Raw genomic sequence first — 15,103 nt, 5'->3', positions numbered from 1 at the left:
CTCGGGCGGCCTTCGCGCAGCAGACCTTTTGGATGGCCCGCTATGGCGAGACCTGGATCACGGCGCAGCCATAGGCGGAAAGCCTCAGCGCCCCGGCCGCATGCGGCCGGTCGCCCATCAACTCCAGGCCGGCAGGTACGTCGGGTACGACCACGGGCTCGGCCCGGCTGTTGAGAATGAACAGCAGGCTGCGCCCTTCGCCCTCGCGCAGCGTCACTTCGACGCCCGCGGGCACGTGGGGCAGCAGCGGCTTGATCGGCAGGTCGGCCAGCACCGCGTCGAGCAGCAGGGCCGCCAGCGCGTCCGTCACGTAGGTGCCGACGTAGACAACGCGGCCCTCACCCACGCGCCGGATCGTGATCGCCGGCTGGCCAGCAACGAAGCGCGTGTCCCAGCGGCCGGCCACCGTCACCTGGTCGGCGGCATCGTCGCGCACCTTCAGGAGTTCGTAGGCATGCGCGGCAGGCAACACCGCATCGCCCACGCGCAGCTGGTGCGCGCGTCGCGACGATTCCGCGGGCCGCGTGGGCAGCACCAGGGCGCCTTCAGGCCGGTTGAGCTTGTCGGTGAGCCCTAGTCCGTCCAGCGGCGGCAGCAAACCGAACTCTTCGACCGTGATGCCGCACAGGGCCGACAGCGAACGGCCCGGCGCCGTGTCGCGGATGACGTGGTTGTTGGCGTCGCGCGTGCCGGTTCTCGCGCCAATGATGACCGTGCCGCCGGCTCGTGCGAAGCGCTCCAGGCGCTCGGTCCACTCGTCCTTCCAGATCACCCAGTGCGGCACGAAGAAGACCTTGAGGCGCGACAGGTCGTCTTCGGGGTGCAGGAAGCCGCAGGGCAGGCCCTGCTCGAAGCAGTGGCGGTGCAACGGCAGGCTGGCCCCCTGGGGCGAGGGCAGGCCCAGGGGGTAGGTGGTGTGGGCCTCCTGGTTGTCGTAGTCGGCACCGGCGATGCCCACGTCCATGCGCACCGAGGTGCCGAGGATGCGTGACCCGATGCGCTGCAGCGTGGTGCCGGTACGGCGGGCTTCCTCGTAGCGGCGCCGCGGCACGTCGTCGTGGTCGAGGATGCCGTTCCAGTAGATCTCGGCGCCGAAGTGCGCCGGCCGCCAGCGGAAGAACAGCACGCCATCGGCACCGCGGGCGATCGATGACATCGCCATGCGCTGCATCTCGCCTTCTTCGGGCACCGGGGTCGCGAACCCCGGTTGGCTGCCCAGCCCGGACTGCTGCTCGGGCACGATGAAGTTGCCCGCGTAGCCACGCATCACATCGGCCATGAAGGCCTGGTGATGGGCATGGCAGCCGGTGCGCTCGATCTCGTCCTTGAGGAAGGGGTAGACGTCGTAGCCGAGGAAGTCGAGGTCGGTGGTGAACTCGCCGCGGAAGTCGATGTCGCGCAACTGGCCCAGGTTGTGGAAGATGAACCAGCCGGGGTTGGTGGCACGCAGGATCGCGACCTGGTCGTGCTGGAACGCGGCGGTGGCCCAGGCCAGGAAACGGTGGTAGTCCAGCACCTGGGTGGGGTTGGCGAACGAGGGGGCGAGCTCGAACGGCAGGTCGACCTGCTCGAAGCTGTCGTAGCGCTGGGCCCAGAAGTCGGTGCCCCAGGCGTGGTTGAGGGCGGCGATGGTCTGGTAGCGGGCCGACAGGTAGCGGCGGAATTCGCGCGCCGTGCCGGGCGCGTACGACTCCGAGGCGGTGGTGTTGAGCTCGTTGTCGGTCTGCCAGCCGATGACGTGCGGGTGGTCGCGGTAGTGGTTCGCCATCGCCTGCGTGATGCGGCGGCTGTGCTCGCGGTACACCGGGCTCGTGGTGTCCGCCTGCTGGCGCGAGCCGTGCCGGGCCGGACGGCCATGGGTGTCGACACGCAGCACCTCGGGGTAGGCCATGGTGAGCCAGCGGGGCGGCGTGGCCGTGGGCGTGCACATCACCGTCGAGATGCCGTGGCGGGCGAAGACCTCGATGGCGCGGTCAAAGAGCGAGAAGTCGAAGGCGCCTTCACGCGGCTCCATCAGGTGCCAGGCGAACTCGGCCAGGCGGATCACGTTGAAGCCGCATTCGGCCATGCGCGCAGCATCGCGCTCGAGATAACTGTCGTCGACGTGCTCCGGGTAATGCGGCGTGCCGATCAGCAGGCGGTCCAGCGAGGTGGGCCGCCAGGCGGAAGGGGCCAGGACCTGGCGTCGAGGGGCGTGGGCGAAGGGTGGTGAGAAGGTCATGCTCGGCTCAGGAAGGGACGGTTCAAGCGACGCCGGGAGCGGCGACCGAGATGGTCTTGCCACTCGCTGCGAAGAGGTAGGCGTCGGCGGGATCGAAGGCGAGCCGGATCGCATCGCCCGGCACCCGCCGCGACATGGCGCTGAGCTGCACCGTCACGTTGGACGTGCCGCTGTCGGAGCCTTGCGTCTGCAAGGGCGAGGCGTCCGCGTAGAGCACGGTTTCGCGCCCCAGTTGCTCGACGAGCCGCACCTGCGCCGGGAAACCCGTGCCGTCGTTCGAATCCGCAGCCACGATGCGCAGCTTCTCGGGCCGGATGCCCAGCGTCACCGCGGCACCCGGTTTCAGCTCGGTGGCATCCGCCACGCCCACGGCGAGTGGCGGCAGGCCGGGCGTGGCGACGACCGCATGGGCCTCGCCCACCGCCTGCACTTCGGCCGCGAAGAAATTCATGCGCGGGGACCCGAGGAACCCCGCGACGAAACGATTGGCCGGCTGGTGGTACAGCGCGAGCGGCGTGCCCACCTGCTCCACCAGGCCGGCGTTGAGCACGACGATGCGGGTGGCCATGGTCATGGCCTCGACCTGGTCGTGCGTGACGTAGATCATGGTCGCCCCCAAGGCTGCATGCAGCGTGCTCAGCTCCACCCGCATCTGCGTGCGCAGCGCGGCATCGAGGTTGGACAGCGGCTCGTCGAACAGGAAGATCTCCGGCGAGCGGGTGATCGCGCGGCCGATGGCCACGCGCTGGCGCTGGCCACCGGAGAGCTGCTTGGGCTTCTTGTGCAACTGATCGGTGATGCGCAGGATCTCTGCGGCACGCTTCACCGCCTGGTCGACCTCGGCCGGCGGCCGGCGTGCCATGCGCAGGCCGAAGCCCATGTTCTCGGCCACCGTCATGTGCGGGTACAGCGCGTACGACTGGAACACCATCGCAATGCCGCGCTCCACCGGTTCGAGCTGCGTGACGTCGCGCCCCTTGATGGTCATGCGGCCCGAGGACACGGTGTCCAGCCCGGCGATGGCCCGCAGCAGTGTCGACTTGCCGCAGCCCGACGGGCCGACCATCACGACGAACTCGCCTTCCTCGACATCGAGGCTGATGCCGCGCAGCACGGGAACGCCGTGGAAGTTCTTCTCGATCTGGTGAAGCTGGAGGCTCAGGGTCATGGTGGGGTTGCTGGTTTGGGCCGCTGGCAGGCCGATCGGCGGGTTCAGCCCTTGACCGCGCCCGCGGTCAGGCCGGCGATGAAGTGCCGCTGCATCAGGAAGAACATCGCGACGGGCGGAATCGCCGCGATCATGGTGGCTGCAGCCACGACGTTCCAGGCCGAGAGCCACTCGCCCTTGAGGTTGGCCAGCCCGGCGGTCACGGGCTTGACGCTGTCGCTCTGCGTCAGCACCACGGCCCAGAAGTAGTCGTTCCAGATGAAGGTGAAGGTCAGCACCGCGAGCGCCGCCAGCGCGGGGCGCAGGAGCGGCACGACGATGTACCAGAGCACCTTCGGCGGCGACACACCTTCGGCCCGCGCGGCATCGAACAGCTCGCCCGGCAGCGAGGCGATGAAGTTGCGCATGAACAAGGTGGCGAAGCCGGTCTGGAAGGCCACGTGGAACAGGATCAGCGCATAGAAGGTGTCGTACAGGCCGGCCTTCACCATCAGGTCGCGCACCGGGATCATCAGGATCTGGTGCGGCAGGAAGTTGCCGCCGACGAACACGGCAAAGAGCAGCGTGGCACCGCGAAAGCGGTAGCGCGACAGCACGAAGCCGTTCAGGGTGCTGAGCACCAGGACCAACAGCACCGACGGAATGGTGATGACCAGGCTGTTGCCGAAGAACCTGGCCATCGGCGTCTGCGTGAAGACCTGTGCATAGTTGCCGATGAGCGTGGGTGCGACGGGCCAGCCCCAGTAGTTGCCGCTCATGATGTCCTGCGTGGAGCGGAACGAGGTCATCGTCACTGCGATCAGCGGCAGCAGCCAGACCAGCAGCGCGAGGCCGAGGACCGCCATGTACAGCCGCCGCTGCAGCAGCGCCGATTCGGGAATGGGACGCGGGTACATGGGTTCAGATCCTCTCGCTGCGCAGCAGGCGGTGCAGGTACCAGGCGATGAACACTGCCACCCCGCCAAACAGCACCGTGGCGATGGCCGCGCCGTAGCCGAAGCGGTACGAAAAGATCGACTGCTCGTACATCTGGTACGCGAGCGTGGCCGATGAGCCGAAGGGCCCGCCCTGCGTCATCACCGCGATGATGTCGAAGGAGCGCAGTGCACCGATCACGCTCACCGCGATGGCGAGGAAGTTCACCTGCGACAGCTGCGGCAGCACGATGTGGACGAGCATCCGCCAGCCGCGTGCGCCGTCCACCCGCGCGGCGCTCAGCACCGACTCGTCGATGTTGCTGAGGCCCGCCAGGAACAGGATCATGCAGAAGGCCACCTGCGGCCACAGTGCCGCGCCGACCACGGCAAAGGTCACCAGCCGCTCGTCGGACAGCAAGGCGGGCGGCGTCGCACCGGCCAGGCCGTAGAGCTTGGCCAGCAGGCCGAAGCTCGGGTCGTAGAACCACACGAAGATCACGCCCACCGCGGCCGGCGCGAGCACCAGCGGCACGAAGAACAGCGACTTCACCAGGCGAATGCCGCGGATCGGCTGGTTGACGCCCAGCGCGATCGCCAGGCCGAGCGCGGGCGCCAGCAGGAACATCAGCACCCAGATCAGGTTGTTCTTCAGCGAGGTGTAGAACTGCGGGTCGTCCAGCAGCTCGCGGAAGTTGGCCAACCCGACCCAGGTCTTGGGGCCCATGCCGTCCCAGCTGTGCAGGCTGACCCACAGGCTCTCGAGCGCGGAGGCGACGATGATCGTGCCGAACACCGCGACGCCCGGCAGCAGGAAGATCACGGGGTACAGCCACGCGCGATGGCGGCGCCAGAAGCTCATGGTGAAGACGAGCTCAGGCCTTGAAGATGCGCTTGCGGGTGGTTTCCAGCCGCTCGAGGATCTGCTTGCGCCGCTCCGGCGCCGCGCTGAACTCCTGGAAGGCGTTGAGGCCGGCCTGCGCCATGTCGGGGTCGGTGTCGCGGTCGTAGTACTGCGCGGTGCCCTTCACGCCCTTGAACTCGGAACGCACCTGGTCCAGCAGCGGATCGGGTTCCACCTTCATGTCGGTGCGCGGCGTCAGGCCCGACTCGGACTTCAGGAACGCCGCCAGGTTGTCGGGCCGGTAGAAGAACGCCAGGAACTCGCGCGCCAGCGCCTTGTTGGCCGCCTTGGCAGGGATGTGCACCGAGTTGTAGGCGATGTCTTCGTAGGGCCCGACGCCGGGCACGATCTCGGGGAAGGCGGCGAAGCCGATCTGCGCTTTCTCTTCGGGCGGGAACACGCCGGCGATGAACGGCCCCAGGTCCATCATCGCGGCCTTCTTCTGCACCAGGAAAGCCCCGGCCTGCTGCCAGCCGTAGGAGGTGCCATTGGGCAGGAACATGCCCGCGCGGATCAGCTCTTCCCAGCGGTCGAACACTGGCGCCAGCGCCGGGTCGAGGTAGCTCATCTCGCCGTTCATCAGCGCAAGGTGGCGGTCCAGCCCGTTGATGCGCAGGTTCATGTGGTCGAACCAGCCTGCGGCGGGCCACAGCTCCTTGGTGCCCATCGCGATGGGCACCAGGCCCGCGGCCTTCGCCTTCACGCCCATGGCCTTGAACTGTTCGAACGTGCGCGGCACGCTCAGGCCCTTCTCGGCGAACACGTCCTTGCGGTAGAACATGCCCCAGGGCAACGCTTCCAGCGGCAAACCCCACTGCTTGCCGTCGACGGTGACGGCGCTGGCGGCATAACCCAGCGCGTCCTTGTACTTCTCGCGCTCGACCAGGTCGGAGATGTCGTCGAACAGGCCGCGCTTGACGAACGAGCGCATGCGGTTGCCCGAGAACCAGAAGCAGATGTCCGGCGGGCTGGTCACCAGGTAGTTGCGAATGGCCGTCTTGTGCGCTTCGTGGTCCATGTTGTTGATGGTCACGGTGGCGCCGGCCTGTTTCTCGAAGGCCGCCGCGATGGCGGCCAGTGCCGCACGCGTGTTGGCATTGGAGCGCTCGGAGATCAGCGTCAGCGTCCTGGCCTTGTTCTGGCCGATGGCCGGGAAGCTCAGCCCGCCCGCGGCGGCGGAAGCCAGTGCGGCACCGCCCATCTGGACGATCTGGCGGCGGGTGGGGCGATGGCTGGGGGTCATGGTGTCTCCTGCGTGCGTTTGCCAAGTTGTAACGTTAGCGCTAACGTTTAATCATCACATCAAGATAAACCCTAGCTAACGGTAGTGGATGCTTTCGAACGTATGCTCTCGCGTCTCTCTCAAACGACCACCATGAACCGTAAGGCGCCCACCCTCGCTGAACTCGCAGCGGCTGCGGGGGTTTCCACGATGACCGCCTCGCGAGCGATCAACAACCAGCACGGCGTGTCCGACGCCACCCGTGCCAAGGTGCAGCTGCTCGCGTCCCAACTGGGCTATGCGCCCAACCGCATGGCGCAGAAGCTTTCCACCGGCCAGAGCCGTGTGCTCGGCGTGCTGGTGACCGACCTCGACAAGCCCTACAACAGCAGCGTGGTGGCGGGTGTGGTCCGTGCGGCGGCGGCGGCGGCCACCGAAGTGCTGATCTATTCGCTGGTCGACCGCGACCGCCGCCCCACGGGCAACGTCCCCAAGCTGCTGCAGCAATTCACCGACGGCGTGATTGCGGTGCTGCCCTACGAGCAGGGTTTCATGGAGACGCTGTCGCAGGGGCAGGTGCCGGTCGTCACCATCGACACGCCCAGCGAGCACACCGGCTTCGTGTCGATCGGGGCCGACGACTACGGCGGTGCGCGCAAGGCCCTGGCCTACCTGGCCGAGCTGGGCCACAAGCGCATCGCCTTCGTGGCGGGCGAGGAGAAGCTCGAATCGGCCCGTCAGCGGCACCGTGCCTACGACGATGCGGTGGCCATCCTGGGCCTGGAGGCGCTGGTGCTGCAAGGGCATCACACGCTGGCCGGCGGCCGCACGGCCGGCGAGAGCATCGCGAAGATGAAACGCAGGCGTCCGACGGCCGTGTTCGCGAGCAACGACGTGAGCGCGTTCGGCGTGCTCACTGCCTTGCAGTCGCACGGCATCAAGGTGCCCGAAGACATCTCGGTGGTGGGGTTCGACGACCTGCCCGCCGCGGCCCAGGTGCACCCTGCGCTGACCACCGTGCGGCAGCCGATCGAGGAACTCGGGCGCTCGGCCGTCAACACCTTGCTGGCGCTGCTGGCCGGGCTCGACGCGGCCTGCTCTCAGGTCACGCTGCCCACCGAGCTGATCGTGCGGGAATCGACGGCACCACCGAATCGCCACTGAGCCGGCATGTCCGTGCACCCACGCGGCCCGGGCGGGACCTGTGCGTCAGAGATTCGCCCTGTAAAAAGGAGCCAGCGTCTCTGGCGCCTGGTCACTGATTCGATGGGTTGTCTTCAGACCCCCCGTGCGCGCATCACTTCTCGACGAACGCGCGCTCGATCACGAAGTGGCCCGGCGTGCTCATGTTGCCTTCCTTCATGCCCAGCTTCTCGAAGTAGACGCGGGTGTCGCGCAGCATTTCCGGGCTGCCGCAGAGCATGAAGCGGTCGTTCTCGATGCTGACCGGGGGCAGGCCCAGGTCGGCCGGCATCTTGCCGGATTCGAGCAGCACGGGGATGCGGCCCCGGTTGCGGAACGCCTCACGGGTCACCGTGGGGTAGTACAGCAGCTTTTCCTGGACCTGCTCGCCGAAGAACTCGTTGGCCGGCAGCTCTTCGGTGATGACCTTGTCGTAGGCCAGTTCGTTGACTTGGCGGCAGCCGTGCACGAGGATGACCTTCTCGTACAGGTCGTACACCTCGGGGTCGCGGATCATGGCCATGAACGGGGCGAGGCCGGTGCCGGTGGAGAGCAGGTACAGGTTCTTCCCCGGCAGCAGGTTCTGCGTGAGCAGCGTGCCGGAGGCCTTGCGGCCGACCAGCACCGTGTCGCCCACCTGCAGGTGCTGCAGGCGCGACGTGAGCGGGCCCTCGGGCACCTTGATGCTCAGGAATTCGAGTTCTTCATGCCAGTGCGGGCTGACGACGCTGTAGGCGCGCAGCAGCGGCTTGCCGTCGACGTTGAGGCCGATCATCGTGAACTGGCCGCTCTGGAAGCGAAAGCCCGGGTCACGGGTGGTCGTGAACGAGAACTGCCGGTCGGTCCAGTGGTGAACGGTCAGGACTTTGGCTTCGTAGAAATTGCTCATGGTCGTGGCAAGGGGACAAGAAAGATGGCCCGAAGGCCAACCCGCGAGCATAACCGGTGCCGGGGCCCGAAGGGCCGGCAGGCGCGCGCGGCCTGGGGGGATTTGGCCAGTGTCGCCCAGCCGCCTGCCCTGCACAAAGACCGTCGCGGCATATGCTTAAGTGGTGTGGCTCGAGGAAACGCCGGGCGGCCCGAGTTCCTTGCCCCCACGGGGGCCCCCGTCAAAGCGCGATGCTGGCGGACCCCACGCCGTCGAACACCACAGTCACCAGCTCCCCGGCGTGCCCGGTCAGCAGGCCGCACCAGGTGCCGGTGGTCACCACCGTGCCGGCCGGCACCACCTGGCCGTCCTGGGTGGCGTGGCGCAGCCAGTCGGGCAGCACCCACGCCGGGTCCGCACAGGTGTGGGTGCCCACGTAGGTGCGCGGAGGCTGCCCGCCGATGGTGACCTCGCACCGCTGGGCGAGCCAGTCGCGGCGTTCGTAGGGCACCCAGTCGCCCAGCACCAGCGCCCCGTGGGACTGCAGGTCAGCCAGGCGCAGGAAGGCGGGGGCCGCGAAACCTTCGTCCCAGCGCGAGTCGACCAGTTCGATGGAGACGGCCATGGCGTTGATCAGGCCGGATGCGCGGTCCATGTCGAGCGTGGCGGCCAGCGCCGCGTCGACGTCCCGGCCCAGGCGCAGCGCGATCTCGGCCTCGATGCCCCCGAGCCGGAACGGCCACGAGTTCAACTGGGCCGGGCTGGACCACACGCCAGCCGGCGGCAGGGCCGAATGGCCCATCGTGGCCGTGCGCGAGGCACCGCCTGATTTCCAGTGCCGGGGTGGCGCATCTCCGTGCCAGCCCAGTTCATTGGCCACCGCGGCCTGCACGAGGTAGGCATCGTCGGCGGTGCGCAGCAGCTGCGCGAACGGGGCAACGGCCGCGGGAATCCGGTCGCGGCGGGCGGCAAGCAAGGCGTCGATCAAGGCATCCGTGGTGGCGGGCATGGTGGCTTTCTCAGGGCGGAATGGGGACCAGCCGAGTGTCTCTCAAGCCGACCAGGACGGCATCGCCGTCGGCCGTGATGCGGAACTCGCCGTACCGGGCCTCGGCGAACCGCTCGGCATCCCCTTCCTTGAAGAACCACGCGTCGGTGACCAGCACCCAGCGGCCGTCCTTGGCGGTCATTTCGATGCGCAGTTCGCCAGGGGCCAGCACCGGCGCCTCCTCCCCGGCCAGCTCGATGCGCAGCGGCAGCGCCACCCCGCGTTCGTCCACCTGCACCACCACGTGGGGCGGCAGGTCGCTCGGCCGTGGCTCGGCCGCCACGGCGGGCAGCCGGAAGTTCAATGCCATGTAGTCGCCCTGGGCCAGGGACCGCGGGTCGACGGGTGCCAACTCGACGAGCACGGTGCGGCCGTTCGCGATGACGGCCTCCTTCTGCCAGATGCCGGTGTTGACAACCAGCAGGCACAGCACCACCGCGATCGGCACCAGGGCCGGCGGCAACTCGAAACGCGGCGCGGGTGGCACCGACCCCGCCGGCGTGCGCCGGGGCCCGGACCACCAGGCGATGGCACCGAGCAGGGCACCGGCGGCCACGAGCACGAGTGCCTTGTCGGCCAGGGCCACGTCGAGCCGGTAGTAGTACGCGCCGTTGACCCAGGCCACGCCCACGGCGGCCGCGCTGGCCAGCCGCCAGCGGCCCGTGCCTGCGCACACGGCCAGCACGAGCATCAGGCCACCCAGGGTGCTCATGGCCCCCGCCAGCGCCACGCACACCAACGCCGCGAGCGCCCAGACCGGCCGGCGCGCGGACGGCCACACCCGGGCGAGCCCGACGAACCCGGCCATCGCCAGCCCCACCGACACCCCCCGCTCGAGCAGGGCTTCGCCCTGCCAGCCATCGCCCCAGAACCGTTGCCCGGTGGCGCCCCCCACCAGGAAGGTCATGCCGCTCAGGAATGCCAAACCGGCCACCACCACCAGCACCCAGCCGGCCGCCAGCGGTTCAACGGCCAGCGCCACCTTCGATCCGATCGCGCGCTGCACCGCGAGTGCCACCAGCCACACCACCAGCAACCCGTGCACGGCCCACCAGAAGTTGCCGCCCTCGCGGGCGCGGAACCACACGTCCGGCGGCAGCAGCGCCATGGCCACCATGCCGGCCGCCACCGAACCGAGCCACGCCCGCAACCAGGCGCGCGGCACCGCCACGGCCAGCCCGATCGCCACGGCGGCGAGCACGGCCGAAGCCTGTCGCTCGTCGGGCATGTCGTCGTACAGGCCGAAGGCGAGCAGGCCGCCCCCCACCAGCAGCCCGGGCACGGCCAGTTGCTCGACGAACAGCGGCAGCCCGCGCGCGCGCAGCACCACCACCGCCGCGACGAGGCAGGCCACCCCGATCGGGTAGCCGGCGCCCGCTTCGATCAGCCCGCCCAGCAGCAGGCCGAAAAAGCCGCAAAGCGGGATGGCCGCCAGCCACGCCCCGAAGGCCGTGAGCAGCACCACCGGCCACGGCCGCTCTTCCGGCGGCACCAGGGGGTCGCCGCCCAGCAAGCCCTCGCCGGCTGCATCACTCAACGCGCGGGCCCAGCGCTCGCGCGCGCTCACGCCGCACTCCCGGCGGCCGAATGTGCGCGGGCCACGCGCATCACCCACTGGACCGACGCCGCCAGCAGCCCGGCGGCCGCCAGCCCCGTCACCAGCAGCAGCGCGATCTCCTCGTTCCGGAAGGCCTGGAACAACCATCTGGCCAGGCCGCACACCAGCAATGTGTCGAGGGCCAGGGCCACGGCGCTGAGGGCAAAGATGTCGAAGTGGCCGCGCCAGGACAGCAGCAGTGCCGCGGCGCCAACCACCAGCACACCCAGCCCGTAAAGCGGTTCGACCCGCGAGGCGAACAGGCCGATGAGCGCGGTGAACGTGATCGCCGCCACAGCCAGCGTCACCGACGTGCGCAAGGCCCATGGCCCGGCCCCCGTCTTGCGCCGCCAGACCGGACCGAGTGCCAGCACCAGCAGGATCGACATGCCCCAGGCCGCGAGGTAGACGGGGGTCGTGTCGATCTCGCCTTGGCGCCACCAGTGGAAGTCGCCGGCGTTGGCGTGGGTCCACAGCGACACCCCGGTCATCGCCACCAGCACCCAGGGCGCCCACACCACGTCGCTGCGCACGCCGAGCGCCAGCGGCAGCCCGAGGGCGGCCCAGACGGCAAAGAACTGCCAGGGGTCGGCGCCCGATTGATAGGTTTGCCCGAAATAGGCAAACAGCGCCCCGATGCCGAGCAGCGCCAGCAGGCCGAGCGCGGGCCGGGCCGCCGGCCGCCACCAGGCCCCGAGACCCATCGCCACCACCACCCCTTGCAGCAGGGCAAAACGGCCCAGCCGGCCGAGGCTCTCCCAGTTGGCGGCGATCCACATCACCAGCCCGAGGCCGCCCAGCGCCGCGGCCAGCACCGCCACCCCTTGCGCCAGCCGCACCGTCAGCCCGGTGGGTTCCACCCCGAAGCCGGCCAGCTGCAGAAGCCGCTGGCGGGCTGCCGGCCCCAGTTGTCGGGCTGCCGCCACGTCGAATACCGCGAGCCGAAGATTCATCACCACCCCCTCCCTGGGGTTGTTGTTCGCAGGTCCGCCCGGGCAAACGGGCGTGCACATCCCCCGCCCTGCCGAGCGGCAAGAAGGGTCAACTGTAAGACCTGACAGATGCAATGGCGGCCAGGAACTGGGCTAATCGTTACAACGTGCCGCTGCACGTTGACCCCTCGTCCCACGCAGTCCTGACTCCCATGTTGCGCATCCTGATCATCGAAGACTCCCCGGTCAACATGCTGCTGACCGTGGCCATCCTCGAACGGGCCGGGCATGCCGCCGTGCGCGCGGAAACCGCCGCCCAGGGGCTGACGCTCGCGCGCAGCGTGCAGCCCGACCTGATCCTCATGGACATCCAGCTGCCCGACATGGATGGCCTGGACGCCACCCGGGTGCTGCGCGACGACCCACGCACCTGCGACATCCCCATCATCGCGCTCACCGCCTTCGCGATGAAGGGCGACGCCGAGCTGATGCGCAATGCCGGCTGCGACGGCTACGTCACCAAACCAATTCGTTACCAGGAGTTTCTGCAAGAGGTCGAGTCGGTGGTGCTGAGGATGCGCGGCCGCCACGTGCAAGAGTGAGCAACGGCGCGGGTTCCCGCTCCGTTTGTGCCGCCGGAGGCCGGCCTACACACGATTCTTGCCTCACCGCGGTGGCGGGTTGTTGCGGATGGCCCCCCTGGATAGGGGGCTTCACACTGCAGCCCAACTGAACCCAGTTCCTGATTGCTGCACCGCACACCGGAAGGACTCCCATGCTTCGCAAATTCGTGCTGTTGGCCATTCGTTCCAGCGTGGCATACCGCCTGAGCCAGAACACCGGTACCCGGGGCGTGCCCCCCGCCGGCGTCCCCGGCGTGATGCCCACTGCACAACCCCACGCCCACGCCTGACCGTGTGAGCCTGGGGCCCCACGCCGCAGCCCTGTGGCGGCTTGCCCGCCAGGCCGTGCTCAGCTGGCGTGACGACAACGCGTCCAGCATGGGCGCCGCGCTGGCGTACTACACGATGTTTTCGGTAGCGCCGCTGCTGCTGATCGTCGTGTCGGTGGCGGGCCTCGTGTTTGGCGAGGACGCCGCCCGCGGCGAGGTGTTCGGGCAGCTGGAGCACCTCATGGGTGCACAAGGCGCCGCGGCCGTGCAAGGTTTGCTGCAAAGCGCCAACAAGCCTGCCGAAAGTGCGCTGGCCACCCTGGTGGGCCTCGTGGCGCTGCTGATCGGGGCCACCACGGTGTTCGCCGAACTGCAAAGTGCCCTCGACCGCATCTGGCGGGCGCCCGCCCGCGGCGCCACCGGCATCTTCGCGCTCATCCGCGCGCGGCTGCTGTCGTTCGGGATGATCCTCGGGCTCGGTTTCCTGCTGATGGTGTCCCTCGTGGTCAGCGCCGCGCTGGCAGCGTTCGAGAAGTGGTGGTCGCCGTTGTTCGCCGGCTGGGCACTCCTCGCGCAGGGCCTGAACTTCGCCTTCAACTTCGTGTTCATCACCGCGGTGTTCGCGATGATCTACAAGCTCATGCCCCGGGTGCACGTGGCGTGGCGCGACGTGGGGGTGGGTGCCGCCGCCACCTCGCTGCTGTTCACCGTGGGCAAACAGCTGATCGGCCTCTACATCGGGCGCAGCAGCGTCACGTCGGCGTTCGGCGCCGCCGGGTCGCTGGCCGTGCTGCTCGTGTGGGTCTACTACTCGGCGCAGATCTTCCTGCTGGGGGCCGAGTTCACGTGGGTGTACGCACACACCTATGGCTCGCGCCGCGACGCGGGTTTGCCAGCCCCTCCCGCGGGCTGATCCGTCAGGCGGGCGTCGCAGCCATCAGTGTCTCGAGGCAGTGCTCACGGATGCCGTAGAACGCCTTGATCTCGCGGATCTGCGCCAGCACCTCGGCGTTGGCCTTCGGCACCGACCGCTTCACGGCCAGGATCATCTTGTTCTTGTTCGTGTGCTCGAGGGAGATGAACTCGAACACCTGCGTGTCGTAGCCGGCCGCCTCGAGCAGCAGCGCGCGCAGGCCGTCGGTGAGCATCTCGGCCTCCTGGCCCAGGTGCACGCCGTGCTGGAGGATGGGCCGCAGTGGATGCGGGCTCAGCAGTTGCGGGCGGATCTGCTTGTGGCAGCACGGCGAGCACAGGATGATGGACGCGTTGGCCCGCAGGCCCAGGTGGATGGCGTGGTCGGTGGCTGTGTCGCAGGCGTGCAGCGCGATCATCACGTCGATGGCCGGTGGCGTGTACGTGCGCACGTCCCCTTCGTCGAAGTGCAGGCCCGCGAGGCCCAGCCGGTCGATGGCGCCATTGCACAGGCGCACCAGGTCCTGGCGCAGCTCCACGCCCGTGACCCGCGCGTTGCGGCCCAGCGTGCGCTGCAGGTGGTCATGCACCGCAAACGTGAGGTAGCCCTTGCCCGACCCGAAGTCCACCACGTGCAGCGGCCGGGCGGTGTCGGTGGCCGCCAGCGGTGACGCGGCCAACGCGCCGTCGAGCACCTCGACGAACTTGTTGATCTGCTTCCACTTGCGCGACATCGACGGGATGAGCTGGTGCTGCGCGTCAGCCACGCCCAGCTCGACCAGGAAGGGCCGTTCGATCGACACCCACCGCTTCTTCTCGCGGTCGTGGGTGGCCGGCGCGGCCACGGGCGCATCGCCGCGCACAGGCTTGCGCAGCAGCGTGCACTTGCCCTTGCGGCTCACGAGCAGCTGCACGTCCTCGGTGGACGTGAGCAGGTTCGCGTGCGAGAAGTGCCCGTCGATCAGCGTGCGCAGGTGGGCGATGCCGTCGTCGGGGAGCAGGTTGTGGGTGAGGTCCTTCGTCGTGTGGCTGGCCACGAACGACAGGTGCAGCTGCCCCTTGAGCACGATGGGGCGCACCACCACGCGGTTCAGCGTGGCATCGGGCCCGCGGTGTTTCGAGAGCACGAGTCGCGACAGGCGCGCCTCGGCCAGGCTGGCCGCCACCAGCGCGAGGAAGCGGCCGGTGGGGTCGGTATCGGGGGCGTCGTTGTCGTGCATGGGGACCTGCGAAGGGCCCCCAT

14 protein-coding genes are annotated in these 15,103 nt (G+C 68.9%); 4 read left to right on the top strand and 10 right to left on the bottom strand.

What is annotated here, in order from left to right:
- Window positions 1-40 precede the first annotated feature (40 nt).
- From ASC87_RS14570 to ASC87_RS14550, 5 genes are read right to left on the bottom strand one after another with little or no spacing between them, the layout of a single operon-like run.
- The gene (locus ASC87_RS14570; protein WP_082568633.1) at window positions 41-2,221 is read right to left on the bottom strand and encodes a beta-galactosidase; all 2,181 of its coding nucleotides are present in this window, start codon (window positions 2,219-2,221) and stop codon (window positions 41-43) included.
- Between the two features lie 22 nt (window positions 2,222-2,243).
- Window positions 2,244-3,389 carry an ABC transporter ATP-binding protein gene (locus ASC87_RS14565; RefSeq protein WP_056663049.1) on the bottom strand — a complete coding sequence of 382 codons (1,146 nt, stop codon included), beginning with the start codon at window positions 3,387-3,389 and terminating at the stop codon, window positions 2,244-2,246.
- A 44-nt stretch (window positions 3,390-3,433) separates the two neighbouring features.
- Window positions 3,434-4,285 carry a carbohydrate ABC transporter permease gene (locus tag ASC87_RS14560; protein ID WP_056663042.1) on the bottom strand — a complete coding sequence of 284 codons (852 nt, stop codon included), beginning with the start codon at window positions 4,283-4,285 and terminating at the stop codon, window positions 3,434-3,436.
- Between the two features lie 4 nt (window positions 4,286-4,289).
- A complete protein-coding gene (locus ASC87_RS14555; RefSeq protein ID WP_056663039.1) occupies window positions 4,290-5,165 on the bottom strand; it encodes a carbohydrate ABC transporter permease in 876 nt (291 codons plus the stop codon).
- Between the two features lie 13 nt (window positions 5,166-5,178).
- Window positions 5,179-6,450 carry an ABC transporter substrate-binding protein gene (locus ASC87_RS14550; protein ID WP_056663038.1) on the bottom strand — a complete coding sequence of 424 codons (1,272 nt, stop codon included), beginning with the start codon at window positions 6,448-6,450 and terminating at the stop codon, window positions 5,179-5,181.
- Window positions 6,451-6,582: 132 nt separating this feature from the next.
- Here ASC87_RS14550 and ASC87_RS14545 point away from each other — a divergent pair, with 132 nt between their 5' ends.
- A complete protein-coding gene (locus tag ASC87_RS14545; protein ID WP_056663033.1) occupies window positions 6,583-7,593 on the top strand; it encodes a LacI family DNA-binding transcriptional regulator in 1,011 nt (336 codons plus the stop codon).
- Window positions 7,594-7,726: 133 nt separating this feature from the next.
- Here ASC87_RS14545 and ASC87_RS14540 read toward each other — a convergent pair whose 3' ends face one another.
- The 4 genes from ASC87_RS14540 to ASC87_RS14525 all read right to left on the bottom strand — a co-directional run bounded on the left by ASC87_RS14540 (window position 7,727) and on the right by ASC87_RS14525 (window position 12,077).
- Window positions 7,727-8,500, bottom strand: a complete 774-nt coding sequence (locus ASC87_RS14540; RefSeq protein ID WP_056663023.1) for a ferredoxin--NADP reductase — start codon at window positions 8,498-8,500, stop codon at window positions 7,727-7,729.
- Between the two features lie 220 nt (window positions 8,501-8,720).
- Entirely contained in the window at window positions 8,721-9,488 is a 768-nt protein-coding gene (locus ASC87_RS14535; protein ID WP_056663022.1) for a fumarylacetoacetate hydrolase family protein, read from the bottom strand.
- 10 nt (window positions 9,489-9,498) lie between these two features.
- Window positions 9,499-11,094: a GDYXXLXY domain-containing protein gene (locus ASC87_RS14530; RefSeq protein ID WP_162255162.1), complete on the bottom strand. Its 1,596-nt coding sequence runs from the start codon at window positions 11,092-11,094 to the stop codon at window positions 9,499-9,501.
- Window positions 11,091-12,077, bottom strand: a complete 987-nt coding sequence (locus ASC87_RS14525; RefSeq protein WP_056663019.1) for a DUF2157 domain-containing protein — start codon at window positions 12,075-12,077, stop codon at window positions 11,091-11,093. The genes ASC87_RS14530 and ASC87_RS14525 overlap by 4 nt, the downstream gene beginning before the upstream one ends.
- A 191-nt stretch (window positions 12,078-12,268) precedes the next feature.
- On the opposite strand from ASC87_RS14525, the gene ASC87_RS14520 reads away from it, so the two are divergent.
- The 3 genes from ASC87_RS14520 (at window position 12,269) to ASC87_RS14515 (ending at window position 13,861) form a co-directional block, all read left to right on the top strand.
- Window positions 12,269-12,658, top strand: coding sequence for a response regulator (locus tag ASC87_RS14520; protein ID WP_056663017.1), 390 nt, complete (start codon window positions 12,269-12,271; stop codon window positions 12,656-12,658).
- 173 nt (window positions 12,659-12,831) lie between these two features.
- Window positions 12,832-12,969, top strand: a complete 138-nt coding sequence (locus tag ASC87_RS31890) for a hypothetical protein (protein ID WP_157604050.1) — start codon at window positions 12,832-12,834, stop codon at window positions 12,967-12,969.
- Between the two features lie 4 nt (window positions 12,970-12,973).
- Window positions 12,974-13,861 (top strand): YihY/virulence factor BrkB family protein, encoded by an 888-nt coding sequence (locus ASC87_RS14515; RefSeq protein ID WP_235582173.1) that lies wholly within the window; start codon window positions 12,974-12,976, stop codon window positions 13,859-13,861.
- A 4-nt stretch (window positions 13,862-13,865) separates the two neighbouring features.
- Here the strand turns inward: ASC87_RS14515 and ASC87_RS14510 are convergent, their stop codons facing one another.
- Window positions 13,866-15,080, bottom strand: coding sequence for an SAM-dependent methyltransferase (locus tag ASC87_RS14510; protein ID WP_056663015.1), 1,215 nt, complete (start codon window positions 15,078-15,080; stop codon window positions 13,866-13,868).
- Between the last annotated feature and the right edge of the window lie 23 nt (window positions 15,081-15,103).

This window comes from Rhizobacter sp. Root1221, assembly GCF_001425785.1.
GTDB lineage: Bacteria > Pseudomonadota > Gammaproteobacteria > Burkholderiales > Burkholderiaceae_C > Rhizobacter.
Note: the sequence above shows the minus strand (reverse complement) of the source record. Positions and strands in the feature narration are given on the sequence as shown.